General features: G+C 71.8%; 14 protein-coding genes and 1 pseudogene. 5 read left to right on the forward strand and 10 right to left on the reverse strand.

The window, feature by feature from the left end; translation table 11 throughout:
- Nucleotides 1–125 precede the first annotated feature (125 nt).
- The 6 genes and pseudogenes from ABZU76_RS48025 to ABZU76_RS48050 form a co-directional block, all read right to left on the reverse strand.
- The gene (locus ABZU76_RS48025; RefSeq protein WP_354884088.1) at nt 126–533 is read right to left on the reverse strand and encodes a secondary thiamine-phosphate synthase enzyme YjbQ; all 408 of its coding nucleotides are present in this window, start codon (nt 531–533) and stop codon (nt 126–128) included.
- Between the two features lie 20 nt (nt 534–553).
- Nucleotides 554–1,198 carry a response regulator transcription factor gene (locus ABZU76_RS48030; RefSeq protein WP_354884091.1) on the reverse strand — a complete coding sequence of 215 codons (645 nt, stop codon included), beginning with the start codon at nt 1,196–1,198 and terminating at the stop codon, nt 554–556.
- 20 nt (nt 1,199–1,218) lie between these two features.
- Entirely contained in the window at nt 1,219–2,490 is a 1,272-nt protein-coding gene (locus ABZU76_RS48035; RefSeq protein ID WP_354884094.1) for a sensor domain-containing protein, read from the reverse strand.
- A gap of 246 nt (nt 2,491–2,736) precedes the next feature.
- Nucleotides 2,737–2,919: pseudogene (locus tag ABZU76_RS48040) on the reverse strand (hypothetical protein); the annotation flags it as partial.
- 10 nt (nt 2,920–2,929) lie between these two features.
- Entirely contained in the window at nt 2,930–4,045 is a 1,116-nt protein-coding gene (locus ABZU76_RS48045) for an acyl-CoA desaturase (protein ID WP_354884097.1), read from the reverse strand.
- An 82-nt stretch (nt 4,046–4,127) separates the two neighbouring features.
- The gene (locus ABZU76_RS48050; RefSeq protein WP_354884100.1) at nt 4,128–5,222 is read right to left on the reverse strand and encodes a ferredoxin reductase; all 1,095 of its coding nucleotides are present in this window, start codon (nt 5,220–5,222) and stop codon (nt 4,128–4,130) included.
- A 152-nt stretch (nt 5,223–5,374) separates the two neighbouring features.
- Between ABZU76_RS48050 and ABZU76_RS48055 the strand changes: the two genes are divergently transcribed.
- Both ABZU76_RS48055 and ABZU76_RS48060 read left to right on the forward strand, forming a co-directional pair.
- The gene (locus ABZU76_RS48055; protein ID WP_354884179.1) at nt 5,375–6,004 is read left to right on the forward strand and encodes a TetR family transcriptional regulator; all 630 of its coding nucleotides are present in this window, start codon (nt 5,375–5,377) and stop codon (nt 6,002–6,004) included.
- A gap of 93 nt (nt 6,005–6,097) precedes the next feature.
- Nucleotides 6,098–6,826, forward strand: a complete 729-nt coding sequence (locus ABZU76_RS48060; protein ID WP_354884103.1) for a lipoate--protein ligase family protein — start codon at nt 6,098–6,100, stop codon at nt 6,824–6,826.
- A gap of 3 nt (nt 6,827–6,829) precedes the next feature.
- On the opposite strand, the gene ABZU76_RS48065 is transcribed toward ABZU76_RS48060, so the two are convergent.
- The gene (locus tag ABZU76_RS48065) at nt 6,830–7,291 is read right to left on the reverse strand and encodes a histone-like nucleoid-structuring protein Lsr2 (RefSeq protein WP_354884106.1); all 462 of its coding nucleotides are present in this window, start codon (nt 7,289–7,291) and stop codon (nt 6,830–6,832) included.
- A 145-nt stretch (nt 7,292–7,436) separates the two neighbouring features.
- On the opposite strand from ABZU76_RS48065, the gene ABZU76_RS48070 reads away from it, so the two are divergent.
- Nucleotides 7,437–8,846 carry an NAD(P)/FAD-dependent oxidoreductase gene (locus ABZU76_RS48070; protein WP_354884108.1) on the forward strand — a complete coding sequence of 470 codons (1,410 nt, stop codon included), beginning with the start codon at nt 7,437–7,439 and terminating at the stop codon, nt 8,844–8,846.
- Nucleotides 8,847–8,910: 64 nt separating this feature from the next.
- Here ABZU76_RS48070 and ABZU76_RS48075 read toward each other — a convergent pair whose 3' ends face one another.
- Complete coding sequence (locus ABZU76_RS48075; RefSeq protein ID WP_354884111.1) at nt 8,911–11,244, reverse strand: hypothetical protein; 2,334 nt, start codon at nt 11,242–11,244, stop codon at nt 8,911–8,913.
- Nucleotides 11,245–11,523: 279 nt separating this feature from the next.
- Here ABZU76_RS48075 and ABZU76_RS48080 point away from each other — a divergent pair, with 279 nt between their 5' ends.
- On the forward strand, nt 11,524–12,027 hold the full coding sequence (locus ABZU76_RS48080) for a DUF3145 domain-containing protein (RefSeq protein ID WP_220237879.1): 504 nt from the start codon (nt 11,524–11,526) through the stop codon (nt 12,025–12,027).
- Nucleotides 12,028–12,058: 31 nt separating this feature from the next.
- The gene (locus tag ABZU76_RS48085) at nt 12,059–12,652 is read left to right on the forward strand and encodes a hypothetical protein (RefSeq protein ID WP_354884114.1); all 594 of its coding nucleotides are present in this window, start codon (nt 12,059–12,061) and stop codon (nt 12,650–12,652) included.
- Between the two features lie 75 nt (nt 12,653–12,727).
- Here the strand turns inward: ABZU76_RS48085 and ABZU76_RS48090 are convergent, their stop codons facing one another.
- Nucleotides 12,728–13,978 carry a beta-ketoacyl-[acyl-carrier-protein] synthase family protein gene (locus ABZU76_RS48090; protein ID WP_354884117.1) on the reverse strand — a complete coding sequence of 417 codons (1,251 nt, stop codon included), beginning with the start codon at nt 13,976–13,978 and terminating at the stop codon, nt 12,728–12,730.
- Between the two features lie 64 nt (nt 13,979–14,042).
- On the reverse strand, nt 14,043–14,288 hold the full coding sequence (locus tag ABZU76_RS48095; RefSeq protein WP_004559006.1) for an acyl carrier protein: 246 nt from the start codon (nt 14,286–14,288) through the stop codon (nt 14,043–14,045).
- Between the last annotated feature and the right edge of the window lie 40 nt (nt 14,289–14,328).

Consider the following 14,328-nt stretch of genomic DNA (forward strand, 5'->3'; position numbering starts at 1 on the left):
TTCAGCCTGGTCCTCGCCGAACTCTCGCAGCGTGGTCAGCCTGCTGACAGCGACATCCAGGTGTCCCTGTTCGGCGGGACCACGGCGACGGTGACGCACGCCCCGGCGGAGCCGGGGCAGAAAACTCAGCACAAGAAGCTGAAGCGGACCTTGCGCACCGGGTTGTCGACGTTGGTGTCGACCAGACAGATCGACTGCCAAGTGCCCAGCGCGAGCACCCCGCCCAGCACCGGAACCGTCGCGTACGGCGGCACCAGCGCCGGCAGCACGTGGTCACGGCCGTGGCCCGGGCTGCCGTGGCGGTGCCGCCAGCGCGCGTCGCGGGGAAGGATGTCCTCCAGCGCGGCGAGCAGGTCGTCGTCGCTGCCGGCGCCGGTCTCGAGGATCGCGAGACCGGCCGTGGCGTGCGGGACCCAGACGTGCAGCAGGCCGTCGGTGGCGTCGGCGTCGCGCAGGAACTTCTCGGCCTCGTGGGTCAGGTCGTGCACGACGGCGGTGTTTCCGGTGTGCACCTCGAGTTCGGTGGAGTACATGGTGATGAGCGTAGGTGCGTTCACACGCCGAGGTAGCGGAGCACCGCCAGCACCCGGCGGTTGTGGCCTTCCGACGGCGGCAGGCCGAGCTTGGCGAAGATGCTCGTCACGTACTTCTCCACCGAACCCGCCGACAGGAACAAATCGCCGGCGATGGCGGAGTTGGACCGGCCCTGCGCCATCAGGTCGAGCACCTCGCGTTCGCGGGCGGTCAGTTCGGCCAGCGGCCCCGACCGGCCGGTGGCGGCGAAGAGCTGGCGCACGACTTCGGGGTCCAGCACCGTCTCGCCGGCCGCGACCCGGCGCAGCGCGTCGAGGAAGTCGGACACCTCGGCGACGCGGTCCTTCAGCAGGTAGCCGACCGCGCCGGCCTGGTCGGCGAGCAGCTGCTTCGCGTACTTCGTCTCCACGTACTGCGAGAACAGCAGGATCGCGCACCCCGCCAGCTCCTCACGCAGCTCGATCGACGCGCGCAGGCCCTCGTCGGTGTGCGAAGGCGGCATGCGGATGTCGACCACGGACACGTCGGGCCGGTGCGCGCGCACGGCCGCCCGCAGCTCCTCGGCGTCCTTCACCGCGGCGACCACGTCGTGGCCCCGCAGCCCCAGCAGCTCGACCAGACCCTGGCGCAGGATGGTCGAGTCCTCGGCGATCACGATCCGCATGCGTCCCCCTCGTCGCCAGCCTAGCGAGGCAGCGGGACCTCGGCCGTGACCAAGGTCGGGCCGCCGGGCGGGCTCACCACGGTCAGCTCGCCGTCCACCGGCCGCAGCCGCTCCGCGACCCCGGCCAGCCCGCCGCCGGGTACCAGCACCGCGCCGCCGGGGCCAGGATCGGTGACGGTCAGCCGCAGCACGCCGTCGTGCTCGTCGATCCCGACGGTGCAAGGCTTTCCGGAGTGCTTCGCCACGTTCGTCATCAGCTCCGCGGCGGCGAAGTACACCACGGCCTCCAGCGACGGCGGCGGCCGGTGGCCGAGCCGCACGGACACCGTCGCCGCCATCCCGGCGGAAGTGGCCACAGTGGACAGTGCCACGTCGAGGCCCTTGTCGAGCGCCGCTGGGTGGATGCCACGCGCGAGGTCGCGCAGCTCGACCAGCGCCTGCTTGGCGTTGCCGTGCGCGGCCGCGACGAGCGTGCGCACCTGGTCGAGGTCGACGCTGTCCGTGGCCAGCTCTTCCTTCGCCAGCCCCAGTTTCATCGCCATCGCGACGAGCTGCGCCTGGGCCCCGTCGTGCAGGTCGCGTTCGATGCGCCGCAACCGCTGCGCCGCGTCTTCGAGCGCCGTCGCCCGCGTCTCCTCCAGGAACCGCAGGCGGTGCAGCAACCCGGGCCCGGACAGCAGCAGCCGCCCGAGCTGCCGGTCGAGGACCGCCAGCGAGTGCACGACCCACGGCACGGCGGCCAGCGCGATCACGCCGCCGACCGCCCACAGCACCGTGCCCGGCCACGTGCGGCTGACGATGTTGTAGACCGGCAGCACATCGCGCGTGAACAGCCACAGCACCGGGTAGCTCGCCCCCGCGACGCCGAACACCAGGAGCGACCCGGCCACGGCGAACCCGGCGAACGAGATCGGGACCCGCAGCACGAGATACGCGCCGGCGCGCCACGCGTGCCGGTCGCCGAGCCGCGCGACCAGCCAGTGCCACAAGCCGGGCCGCAGCGCCACCGGCGCCGGCGCGCGCAGCGGTGCGTCGAGCAACACGCCCGCCAGCCGCCGGTGCAGGCTCCCGAGCAGCCGCATCCCTCGCACGACCCCCGCGAGCACCAGCAGCCCCAGCCCGAGCGGGCTCAACGCGACACCGATCGCGAGCCCGACGAGCACGACGACGAGCGCGACCGGCGACAGCACCCCGGCCACCACCAGCCACACCGCTTCCGCCCGCGTCTGCCGCAGCGGCCCCGGCCACCACCCGCGCCGCGGCGCGCGTGCGTCCGCGGCCCGAGAAGTCATGCCCCGAAGTCTGCCCGCCACCCGGCCGGCCGACCACCGGGTTCGCCCTGAACCGGGTGGGGGATTTCCCCCGCCCGGCCCGGGGCGTCAGTCTTGTTGGGGGCGCTGCTCGTCCTCGCGAGCGCCGTACTCAGGAGCGCTGTGCTCACGGACGCTGTCCTCGCGAGCGCTGTCCTCGCGAGCGCTGTAGTCAGGTGCGCTGTAGTCAGGAGCGCTGTGCTCACGGGCACCGTGCTCACGGGCGCTGTCCTCCCGAGCGCGCTGCGACGCTTCGCGCATCTCGATCACGTCGGTCAGCCAGCTGCCGGTTTCGCGCGCGATGTCGCGCACGGCGCCGGTGATGATCGTCGCGATCGCCCCGATGTGGGTGGCCGCGGATTCCGTGAGCTCCTGCACCGTGTCCTTGCCGCTTTCGAACTGACCCACCATGTGAGGTTCCTCAGGCTGCTCGGAGTTGCCGGTCGGGGTCCACCGTAACCTCCGGGCCGCCCGGAGGCGTTCCGGGAAGCGCCAGCTTCACGATCTTCTTGGCCACCGACCACAGCTGTTTGCGCAGCGGCCCGGTGTTGTAGGGCAGGCCGTAGCGCTCGCAGATCTCGCGCACCTCGGCCGCGATCTGGGGGTAGCGCCGCGCCGGGATGTCCGGGAACAGGTGGTGCTCGATCTGGTGCGAAAGGTTCCCCGAAAGGATGTGGAACAGGGGGCCGCCGGTGATGTTGGCCGACCCCAGGATCTGGCGCAGGTACCACTGGCCGCGCGACTCGTCGTCGGTCTCTTCCTGGGTGAAGCTCTCCACGTCGGCGGGGAAGTGGCCGCAGAAGATGATCGCGAACGCCCACAGGTTGCGCACGAGGTTCGCGCTTGCGTTGCCCACCAGCGTCAGCGGCGCCAGCGGTCCGGTCAGCAGCGGGAAGAGCACGTAGTCCTTGCCGATCTGACGCCCGGCCTTTTGCACGATCTTGCGCAGCACCGGCACGTTCTCGGCCCACGTGCGCTCGCCCTTGAAAACTCGCTCGATTTCGAGGTCGTGCAGCATCACGCCCCACTGGAACAGCAGGGCCAGCAGCGTCGCGTACACGGGGTTGCCGAGGTAGTACGGGTGCCATTTCTGCGCCGCGTCCATCCGCAGGATGCCGTAACCGATGTCACGGTCCTTGTCGAGGATGTTCGTGAACGTGTGGTGCAGGTAGTTGTGGGAATGCCGCCAGTTCTCGGCGGGCGCGACGTTGTCCCACTCGAAGCGCTGCGAGCTCAGCTCCGGGATGCGCGTCCAGTCGTACTGGCCGTGCATCACGTTGTGGCCGATCTCCATGTTGTCCAGGATCTTGGCCAGCGACAGCGCCGCGACGCCGGCGACCCACGCGGGCGGCAGGAACCCGGCGAACAGCAGCCCCCGCCCGGCGACCTCCAGCCCGCGCTGGGTCTTGATGATCGTGCGGATGTACTCGACGTCGGCCTCGCCGAGGTCGTCGACGACGCGCCGGCGCAGCGCGTCGAGCTCGCGGCCGAACTCCTTGATCTGTTCTGGCGTGAGGCGGTCCTGAAGTCCTGTCATGGCATACCTCCTGTGTCTTGCGGGGCACCCGCACCCGGTCGGCGTCGCGATCGGGCGGGGCATGATGTGCTCACGACGCCTCTCAGGCGTTGATCTCGACGTCCCCGACCGGGACGCTGATGCAGAGCTGGATCTCTTCGTCTTCTTCGCCGGAGACCTCGCCGGAGCGGACGTTGCGCACGCGCCCGGCGGTCTTCACCTGGGTGCAGGAGAAGCAGATGCCCATGCGGCACCCGTGCTCCGGCGACAGGCCCGCGTCCTCGGCCTGCTCCAGCAGCGGCTTGCCCGAGTTGGCGCATTCGCGGCCGCTGCGGGCGAAGCGCACGGAGCCCTCGGCGGTCTGGTTGGTCTCAGCGTCGAACGTCAGCGGCGGCGCCGTGAACTCTTCGGTGTGCAGTCGTTCACCGAGTCCTTCGGCCTCGAACAGTTCGCGGGCCGAGTCCATGAGCGGTTTCGGACCGCAGAGGAAGGTCTCGGCGTCGCGGAACCACGGTGCGGCGTGGGCGAGGTGCTGCTTCGAGAAGAACCCGCGCAGGTCGCCGCCCCCGCCGTGGGTGTGCGCGTGGACCACCCGGAACCCGGGGTGGCGCTCGGCGAGCCCGGCCAGCTCGGTGCGGTAGAGGACGTCGTCGGCGGTGGTGGAGTAGTGCAGGAACACGACCTCGCCGCCGTGCCCCTCGGCGACGAGCCGGCGTGCCATCGCGAGCACCGGCGTGATGCCGCTGCCGCCGCTGACCAGCACGATCCGCTCAGGTTGCGGCGAGGGCAGAGTGAATTCGCCGTCCGCGGCGGACAGCCCGAAGACCGTGCCGACGCGGGTGGTGGCGTGCAGGTGGCGCGACACCAGGCCCTGCGGGTCGGCCTTCACGGTGAACTCGAGGTCGCCGCCGCCCGGCCCGCACGGCGAGTAGCAACGGGTGCGCCGGACGCCGTCGATCTCCACGGTCAGGCGTACGTACTGCCCGGCCTCGAAGCCCCGCCACGCGCGGCTCGGCCGCACGGTGAACGTGACCGTGTCCGGGGTCTGGTGCCGCACGTCGACGACGCGGCCGCGGATCTCGCGGCGGACCAGCATCGGGTCGAGCAGTTCCAGGTAGCGGTCGGCGCCGTGCGGGGTGAGCAGGGCCTCGGCGAGCGAGGCGAGCCCGCGCAGGCGCTTCGGGAGCAGTGCGGTCATCACGCCCTCCGGATTTGAGTGCACATCTGTACACTCACTAGTGTGGGGGCACGGCCCGGGTGGCTGTCAACGCGGGAGCGAGGTGATGTGACGTGGACCATGCCGAAGGCGTCAGTACGCTGCTGGGGGTGTCCGCTGGGTCGGAATTCGAGATGCCGGCGTCGGTGAGCCGGCAGGAGCGCAAGCAGCGCACCCGCCAGGCGCTGCTCGGCGCGGCACTGGAACTGCTGGCCGACCGCGGGTTCGGCAGCCTGTCGCTGCGCGAGGTCACCAAGCGCGCGGGCATCGTGCCCACCGCGTTCTACCGGCACTTCACCTCGATGGACGAGCTCGGCGTCGCCCTGGTCGAGGAGACCACGCGCACGCTGCGCGGCGTGATCCGCTCCGCGCGCGCCGAGCCCGTGAGCCACCGCGGCATGATCGACGCGTCCGTGCGAACGCTGTACGAACACGTGCGAGCGCACGAGGACCATTTCCGCTTCGTCACGCGCGAGCGCTACGCCGGCACCGGCCCGGTCGCGCGCGCCATCGGCGTGGAGCTGCGGCTGTTCTCCAGCGACCTGGCCATCGACCTCGCCCGCTTCGACCACCTGCGCGAGTGGCCCACCGAAGACCTCCACGCGCTGGCCGACCTCATCGTCACGGCCATGCTCGCCACGGTCGTCGACCTGCTCGACGTCCGCCACGGCGACCGCGAAGCCGACGAACGCACGTTGGAGCTGGCCCGCAAGCGCCTGCGGATGATCCTCGTGGGCGTGCCCCACTGGCGCCCGTCCGCCTAGCCGCGGGCCGGCGCCCGAGAGCTACGATTTCGTTGACCAGCCTGTTCTTCGGGGACGCCGGATCTTCGGCGGGCGGGGTCGTGGAGGAGCGCTGTGGACACCGGGTCGGACGTGCGTGCGGAGTTCAGCGACCCGGCCGGGAACCTGGCGTTCGACGAGGCGCTGCTGCGGGAAGGCCCGGCCGCGCCGGTGCTGTGGCTGTGGCGCAACCCGGTGAGCGTGGTCGTCGGCCGCGGCCAGAAGGTGGCGCGCGAGGTGCGCGTGGCCGAGTGCGAGCGCGACGGCGTGCCGGTGCTGCGCCGGGCCAGCGGTGGCGGCACGGTGTTCCACGACCCGGGCAACCTCAACGTCACGCTCGTGCTGCCCGGCCCGGCCGACCGGCCGCTGGAGATGCTCGGGCTGGTGATGTCGGCGGCTGTCGAGAAGCTCGGCCTGCCGCCGCGCCTCGGTGAGCGCGGCCTGTTCATCGGTGACGCGAAGCTGTGCGGGTTCGCGGTGTTCCGGACCAAGAACGGGCTGCTGGCCCACTCGACACTGCTGATCGACACCGACGCCGCGCGCGTCGGTGCCTACCTCACCGGGCCGCCGCCGGACCCGAAGCCGCTCGACTCGCACCGCAGCAAGGTCGCCTCGCTGGCCGACCACGGCGTGCGTCCGGCGGAAGGCGAGGCGGAGTCCGTGGTGCGTGCCGCGGCCGCCGGGCTGCTAGGCCCGCTCGTGCCGCGGCCGCCGACGGACGCGGAGCTCGAGCGGCAGCGTGTGCTGCTGGACACGCGCTACCACTACGACGGCTGGCACACCGACGGCAAACAGCGCCGGTGAGCGCTACTCGCCGGCGGAGAACGTGACGGCGGGGATCTTCTTCACCGGGCGTCGGACGTCCTTGGCCGGCTTCGGCTCAATGGTCTTCACCACGGCTTTCGGTTCCGCGGCAGCGTTTTTCACCGGCTGCTTGGCCCGCGTGGTCTTCGGCGCCGGTTCGGCCTGCTCGACCGGGCGGGCCGTCGTCTTCGCCGCTGCCGCGATGCGCTTGGCGGGCTTGGCCTTCGCCGGAACTTCCTGTGGTTCCACGGCTTTCGCCCCCGCCACCAGGCGCGGCCGCTGCTTGCGGCCACCCGTGCGACGGCCGTTCGTCACGTAGGGGTCGAAGATTTCCCGCAGTGCCGCGGCGTTGCGGACGGAGAGGTCGATCTCGTAGTCGAGTCCGTCGAGGCCGAAGCCCACCGTCTCGGCGGCGGGTGCGCCGGTGAGGTCGTCCAACACGTGGACGGCGGTGTTCTTGGCCATGCGAAAGCCTCCGTGCTCGATCGTGGTCGTGCGTGCAATCGGCACGGCGACGACCCGGTGACCCGGTGTCGCCGATTTCTTGCAGCTCGCGGAAGACAATAACGGCTGGCTTGCGTGAAGCCGCGCGGTGGTGTGCGCTGAACCCATGTCAGGACAGACTTTCGACGTCGTGGTGATCGGGGCCGGCCCGGTCGGTGAGGTCGCCGCGGAACGCGCCGCCATGGGCGGGTTCAAGGTGGCGCTCATCGAGCACGAGTTGTTCGGTGGTGAGTGCTCGTACTGGGCGTGCGTCCCGAGCAAGGCGTTGCTGCGCCCGGGGAACCTGCTCGCCGCGGCCAAACGCATGCCAGGGGTGGTGGTCGGCGACGCGCTCGACCCGGCGCAGGTGCTCGCCCGCCGGGACTCGTTCACCGGCCGCGCTGACCCGCAAGGTCAGGACCACGGCCAGGTGGACTGGGCGCGAGGGGTGGGCGTCGAGCCGATCCGCGGCCACGGGCGGATTTCCGGTGAACGGGAGGTGACGCTGTCCGACGGGCAGGTGCTCACCGCGCGCCACGGCGTGATCGTCTGCACCGGCAGCGTGCCGCGTAACCCGCCGATCCCCGGCCTCGACACGATCAAGCCCTGGGGCTCGCGCGACGCGACGGCGTCGTCGGCCGTGCCCGCGCGGCTCGGCGTGCTGGGCGGTGGCGTCGTCGGCGTGGAGATGGCGCAGGCGTGGGCGCGCCTGGGCGCGCAGGTGCACCTGATCATCACGGGCAAGCGCCCGCTGCCGCGGCTGCCGGAGTTCGCCGGCGACCTGGTGCTCGCGGGCCTGCGCGCCGACGGCGTGATCGTGCACACCGGCTCGGGCATCGACGAGGTGTCCGCTGTGGACGGCGGCGGCGCGTCGCTCACGCTCACCGGCGGCGAAGACCTGGTGGTCGACGAGCTGCTGGTGGCCACTGGCCGCGTGCCGGCGACCGGCAACGTCGGGCTCGATGTCCTCGGCCTGCCCACGGAGGGCCCGCTCGAGGTCGACGAGAGCGGCCGCGTGTCCGCCGTGGACGGTGGCTGGCTCTACGCCGCGGGCGACGTGACCGGCCGCGCGCTGCTGACCCACCAGGGCAAGTACGGTGCCCGCGTGGCCGGTGACAGCATCGCCGCGCGCGGCCGCGGTGAGGACATCTCCACCGCGCCGTGGAGCCGCTACAGCGCGACCGCCGACCACCACGCCGTGCCGCAGGTCATCTTCACCGACCCGGAGGTGGCGTCCGTCGGCCTCACCGAGGCCCGCGAGGGCTCGGCCGACCGCGTCGTCGACATCGACATCGCGGTCGCCGGCTCGGCGCTGTTCGCCGACGGCTACACCGGCAAGGCCCGCATGGTCGTCGACACCGACCGCGGCGTGGTCCTGGGCGTAACCTTCGCCGGCCAGGACGTCGCCGAAATGCTGCACTCCGCCACGATCGCCGTCGTGGGCGAAGTCCCCCTCGACCGCCTGTGGCACGCGGTCCCCTCGTTCCCCACGATCAGCGAGGTCTGGCTGCGGCTGCTGGAGGCTTACGGCCTGTAGACACGGTTTTTGGGAGGCGGCGGGTCCCCGGCTGTTGCCGGGGACCCGCTGTTTTTCAAGGCGGTCAGGCGGGCATGGCGAGTGCGAGGGCGCCTTGGGCCGCGCGGGTGAGGCCGGGGTCGTCCGGAGTGGACGGACCGGACTGCCACACGACTTGCACCAGCCGCACGCCGGTGCCGTCGAGTTTGCTGGCGTAGGCGGCGCTGTCGAACTGCGGGGGCGGGGCCGGCCACTTGCCGGTCTCGGTGGCGACGTCGAGGATGCCGCCGCCGCCCGGGGTGTCGGCGACCTGCTTGAAGTGCGTGGCCTGGGCGGCGTCGGGGAACTGGACCACGGCCATGGTCACCGCGGCGGCGCGCCCGTCGACCAGGGCCGTGTAGCTGGCGCGGCTGACGGCGGAGCAGCTCGTCTGCTGCAGGCTGGCCTGCACATCGCCGAACGCGTGCGACGCGCACCGCTGGTCCGAACTGCTCGCCCGCGGCTCGAACGACAGGCTCGGCGACGCGCTGCCGGCCGGCGCACTGCTCACGGCCGCGGGCGGCGGCACCGGCCGTGCGCTCGAGCTCGGTGCGGGAGCGGCCTCGCCGCCCCCACCGCCGCCGGTCGCCGCCACGACGATCGCCGTGACCAGCAGGATCGCCAGCAACCCGATCGCGGCCACCGGCACCCACCGCACGGTCCGCGACTGCTGCTTCTCCCGCGGCGGCGCACCGCCACCCGCGGGCACCTCCACCGACCCGGAGGCCGACGGCGCTGACGACACAGCCCTCGGCGGGCTCGCCGCGTTCGTCGCGGTCGCTGCGGCACCCTGCCGGGCCGCCGGTGCCGGCGGCTTGCCACCCGGTCCGGCGCCGGCCACGGCGGGCTTGCCGCCGGCAGCGACGGGAGGCGGTCCAGCCGGAGCCTTGCCACCAGCAGATACAGAAGACCTGCCTCCAGCCGGAGCGACAGGCGGGTTTCCAGCGAGAGGGACAGGCGGCTTGCCGCCGGGCGCACCAGTCGGCCTGCCGTAACCATTCCCCGGCGGGACCGGCCTCGGCGCAGGCACCGCTCGCTGCCCGGCCGGCCGCTGCCCGCCCTGCTTGGGCCCACCCTGCTTCGGCGACGTCATCTTCTCCGTCACCGCCGACTCCAGCGAACCGCCCCGGCCACCGCCCGAAGTGGACGGACCGTTCGCCACCGCACCGGGGAAGCTCGGCGGGGCAGTCGACTCGGTCGGCCCGTCGGCGAGGGGAATCGCCTGCTCAGGCTCGGTGGCCGACTCCGCGCCGGCCGGCGAAGCAGCCGCACTCGCCGCGCCGGGGGACGGCGGGGTGCCGGGCGGACCGGCCGGCGAAGAGGCCGTACCGGGGAAGGTCGGTGCGGCGGTGGACTCCGTCGGGGCGTCGGCGAGGTGGTTCGCCGGGTCCTGGTCGGTGCCGGTGGTTTCCTCGGTGGCCGGGGGAACGGCCGCCGAGGAAGACTCCGTAGGGAACGGCGAAGCGGCCGAAGTGGACGAACCCGGTGCCGCCGTCGACTCGGTGGGTGCGGTGGCGAGGTGACCCGCCTGTTCCGGAACCGCGGCCGGGGAAGTGACCGAAGTGGACGCACCCGGGAAAGCCGGCGCCTCGGCCGGGACACCCGCCAGGGAAGGCGCGGCGACGTGCGGCACCGGCCGGGTGGTCGGGATGACCGGCGGTGGCGGCGGCACCGACGTGATGCGCGTGCGCTGCGCGGGCTTCGACACACCGGAAGCAGAAGCAGGAGTAGCAGCCGGAACAGGAGCAGGCACAGGAACCGGCGGATCATCCGTGTACCGGACGAACCCCTCACCCAGCAGCACCTCGTCCGACATCCCCGGCGCATCCGGCGCCAGCGCGGTGATCAGCGCCCGCGCCTGGTCCAGCGACCGCGGACTCCGCGCCGTGGCCAGCGACACCGTCGCGGCCAGCATCGTCGTCGGCGTCGGGTGCAGCACGCGTACCGGCCCGGAGAGGTCCGCGGGTGGCTGATCCACCGTCTCGACATACGGACCGACCGCCACGATCGTGCCCACCGGGCCGGAACCCGGCGCCAGCTCGGCGATGCGGCGTTCGCACTCGGCCGAGAGGTCCAGGGCTTCCGTGGCGGGGTTGACGGCGTCGTCACCGTGGACCAGCGGCCAACCGTCGGCCTTCCACGGGCCGCCGAGCGGCGCTTCGAGGCGCAGCGCAGGGTCGGGGAGGTCGACGCCGATCACGATGAGCACGCCCTTCGGCAGCACCACCACGGCTTCGACAGCGCGCTCGCCGCCGGCCGGGCGGGCGCCGATCAGGGCCACGCCACCGATCACGGTGCTGCCGCGGCCGAGGGAGGCCAGCGCCGCCCGCACATCCTCGGCGACGCGCGACGGCTGCTGCCCGAGGCGGACCAGTCGCACCGAAACCCTCCTCACCTCGTCCGTTTCGCGGCCCACGCTAGCGTGCCTGCCCCGCAGATCCCTGCTATACGCGGACGCGTCGGCGAGCCTCCCTCCTCAAGGGGGATTCCGGTGCGACTTGTGGTGTTCGTGTGGCCAAACGGCACGGTTGGGGTGCAGAATGTGCTACACAGATCGGGAAGTGGCACATCGGGGAGGGGCACGGAAGCCCACAAGCCGAAGCGAAGCTCGAGAGGTCGTAGGGGAAGACGTCCCTCGTCGAGCAAGCGGAGGTCAGCAGTGAGCACCCGTGGCAACACCCGAGGTGTGGTGTACGTCCACTCGTCGCCGTCTGCGGTGTGTCCGCACGTCGAGTGGGCAATTTCGGGCACCCTCGGGGCCCGAGTCGAGCTGAAGTGGACGGCGCAGCCCGCCAGTCCCGGGCAGCTGCGTGCCGAGTGCGGCTGGCGCGCGCCTTCCGGTACCGCGGGCAAACTGGCCTCGGCGCTCAAGGCGTGGCCGATGCTGCGCTTCGAGGTCACCGAGGAACCCAGCGCCGGCGTCGACGGCGAACGGTTCTGTTTCGCGCCCGGACTGGGCCTGTGGCACGGCCGTACCAGCGCCAACGGCGACATCGTGGTGGGCGAGGACCAGCTGCGCTCTCTCGTGAGCATGACTCGTGGCGGTGAGTCGCTCGCGCACAAGCTGGACGAGCTGCTCGCGGCGAGCTGGGACGAGGCACTCGAGCCCTACCGCCACGCCGGCGACGGCGCTCCCGTCACATGGCTGCACCAGGTCGGGTGACACCCGCGGGCGGGTGGGTACCCTCTCGGGGGTGACCGCCCGTCCGCCCGCACCCGCCCGCCAGCGGTGGCTGGTACCCGTCCTCGTCGTGGTGTTGTCGATCACCGTCGGCGGTGGCCTGCTCGCGCGCGAGCTGTACCGCCGCCCGGTCGTCGACACCGCCGACCCCATCGCCCTCACGACGCCGACGTCGGTGGACAAGGACGACCTGCCCGGCCCCGGTGACGTCAAGGTCACCGAGGACGCCGCCCGGCACCCGCACGGCAAAGCCGTGCAAGCCGTGCTGCAGGACTACTTCGACGGCATCAACAACCACGACTACGACCAATGGGCACGCTCGGTCAGCAAAGCCCGGATCTCGGACAACCCCCGCACGACGTGGACGAGTGACTACAAGTCCACGAAGGACGGCAGCATCCTGCTGTACCGCATCGAACCCGGGGCCGGCTCGTCGCTGCGGGTGCTCGTGGGCTTCACCAGCACGCAGTCGTCCAACGAGGCACCGGAAGCGCTCAAGGAGGGCTGCATCCACTGGCGCCTGGTGCTGCCGATGATCCTCGAAGGCGGCGGGTACAAGATCGACACTGTCACCCCCGGGACCTTGCCCGAACAGGAAAAGTGCTGAACCTGCCCGGCCCGGACAACGAATCAGGGCCCCTCCCGCGACGGGAGGGGCCCTGATTCGTTGCGGTGGAACCGATCAGGCGGCCGGCGTGAACAGCAGGGCGGTGTTGTGGCCGCCGAAGCCGAACGAGTTGCTGAGCGCCGCGGTGAGCTCGACCTTGCGGTTCTCGCCCGACACGATGTCGAGCTGCACCTTCGGGTCGAGGTCGGTGAGGTTCAGCGTGGCGGGCACCACGCCTTCGTAGAGCGCGAGGATCGTGGCGATGCCCTCGACCGCGCCGGCACCGCCGACGAGGTGGCCGAGCGCGCCCTTCGGAGCGGTGACCACAGCGTGGTCGCCCACGGCCTTGAGGATCGCCGCCGCCTCGCCGATGTCACCGACCACAGTGGACGTCGCGTGCGCGTTGACGTGACCGATGTCCGCCGGGGACAGGCCGGCCATGCTCATGGCCGCCCGCATCGCCGCGATCTGCCCGATGCCTTCCGGGTGGTTGCCCGTGATGTGGTAGGCGTCGGACGTGATGCCGTAGCCGGCGAGCTTCGCGTAGATCCGCGCGCCGCGCTCCCTGGCGAGGTCGGCCCGCTCCAGCACGACCACCCCGGCGCCTTCGCCGAGCACGAAGCCGTCGCGGCTGGAGTCGAACGGCCGGGACGCGGCCGCCGGGTCGTCGTTGCGGGTCGACACCGTGCGCGCCTGGGCGAAGCCCGCGAGGGTGATCGGGTGGATGCACGCCTCGGTCCCGCCGGCGACCACGACGTCGGCCCGGCCGGACCGGATCATCTCGTAGCCGGTGGCGATGCCCTCGGCGCCGGAGGCGCACGCCGAAGCGGGGGAGTGGACCCCCGCCCGCGCCTTGAGGTCGATGCTCACGTGCGCTGCCGGCCCGTTGGGCATCAGCATCGGCACGGTGAGCGGCGACACCTTGCGGAGCCCCTGCTGGTGCAACAGGTCGTTCTGGCTCAGCAGCGTCATCGGGCCACCGACACCGGTGCCGATCGACACGCCGAGGCGTTCCGGCTCGACGTCGGTGTGCTCGTCGGTCTGCTCGGCGAACCCAGCGTCGGCCCAGGCCTGGCGGGCGGCGATGATCGCCACCTGCTCGCACCGGTCCAGCCGGCGGGCCTGGACCCGCGGCAGGACCTCGGACGGCTCGACGGCGAGCGTCGCGCCGATCAGCACCGGCAGGCCCAGTTCCTCGGGCCAGTCCGCCGGGATCTTGCGGACACCGCTGCGACCGGTCAGCAGACCGTCCCAGGTGGACGCGACGTCACCGCCGAGGGGCGTGGTCGCACCCATACCGGTGATCACGACGTCGATGTTGCTCATGGGAGTCTCCCCAAGGTCTCGGCTCCGGACCGGGGAGCATCCCCGGCCCGGGTACGAAGAGGAATTACTTCGAGTTGGCGGACACGTAGTTCACCGCGTCGCCGACGGTCTTCAGGTTGGCGAGCTCGTCGTCCGGGATCTTGACGCCGAACTTGTCCTCGGCCTGCACGGCGATCTCGACCATCGACAGCGAGTCGATGTCCAGGTCGTCCACGAACGACTTCTCGGCGGTGACGTCGTCCTGAGCCACACCGGCCACCTCTTCGACGATCTCGGCGAGGCCGGCGAGGATCTCAGCGTTGTCAGCCATTGGAGTTGTTCCCTTCTCGGTTCTTCTACAGGTCCACCTC

The organism is Amycolatopsis sp. NPDC005232, from assembly GCF_040607795.1.
Classification (GTDB): domain Bacteria; phylum Actinomycetota; class Actinomycetes; order Mycobacteriales; family Pseudonocardiaceae; genus Amycolatopsis.

What these genes read in the sequence shown, in the direction of transcription:
- ABZU76_RS48035 (WP_354884094.1), bottom strand. Translation starts at nt 2,490, where the DNA reads ATGACTTCTCGGGCCGCGGACGCACGCGCGCCGCGGCGCGGGTGGTGG.
- ABZU76_RS48050 (WP_354884100.1), bottom strand. Translation starts at nt 5,222, where the DNA reads ATGACCGCACTGCTCCCGAAGCGCCTGCGCGGGCTCGCCTCGCTCGCC.
- ABZU76_RS48025 (WP_354884088.1), bottom strand. Translation starts at nt 533, where the DNA reads ATGTACTCCACCGAACTCGAGGTGCACACCGGAAACACCGCCGTCGTG.
- ABZU76_RS48070 (WP_354884108.1), top strand. Translation starts at nt 7,437, where the DNA reads ATGTCAGGACAGACTTTCGACGTCGTGGTGATCGGGGCCGGCCCGGTC.
- ABZU76_RS48055 (WP_354884179.1), top strand. Translation starts at nt 5,375, where the DNA reads ATGCCGGCGTCGGTGAGCCGGCAGGAGCGCAAGCAGCGCACCCGCCAG.
- ABZU76_RS48045 (WP_354884097.1), bottom strand. Translation starts at nt 4,045, where the DNA reads ATGACAGGACTTCAGGACCGCCTCACGCCAGAACAGATCAAGGAGTTC.
- ABZU76_RS48030 (WP_354884091.1), bottom strand. Translation starts at nt 1,198, where the DNA reads ATGCGGATCGTGATCGCCGAGGACTCGACCATCCTGCGCCAGGGTCTG.
- ABZU76_RS48090 (WP_354884117.1), bottom strand. Translation starts at nt 13,978, where the DNA reads ATGAGCAACATCGACGTCGTGATCACCGGTATGGGTGCGACCACGCCC.
- ABZU76_RS48095 (WP_004559006.1), bottom strand. Translation starts at nt 14,288, where the DNA reads ATGGCTGACAACGCTGAGATCCTCGCCGGCCTCGCCGAGATCGTCGAA.
- ABZU76_RS48065 (WP_354884106.1), bottom strand. Translation starts at nt 7,291, where the DNA reads ATGGCCAAGAACACCGCCGTCCACGTGTTGGACGACCTCACCGGCGCA.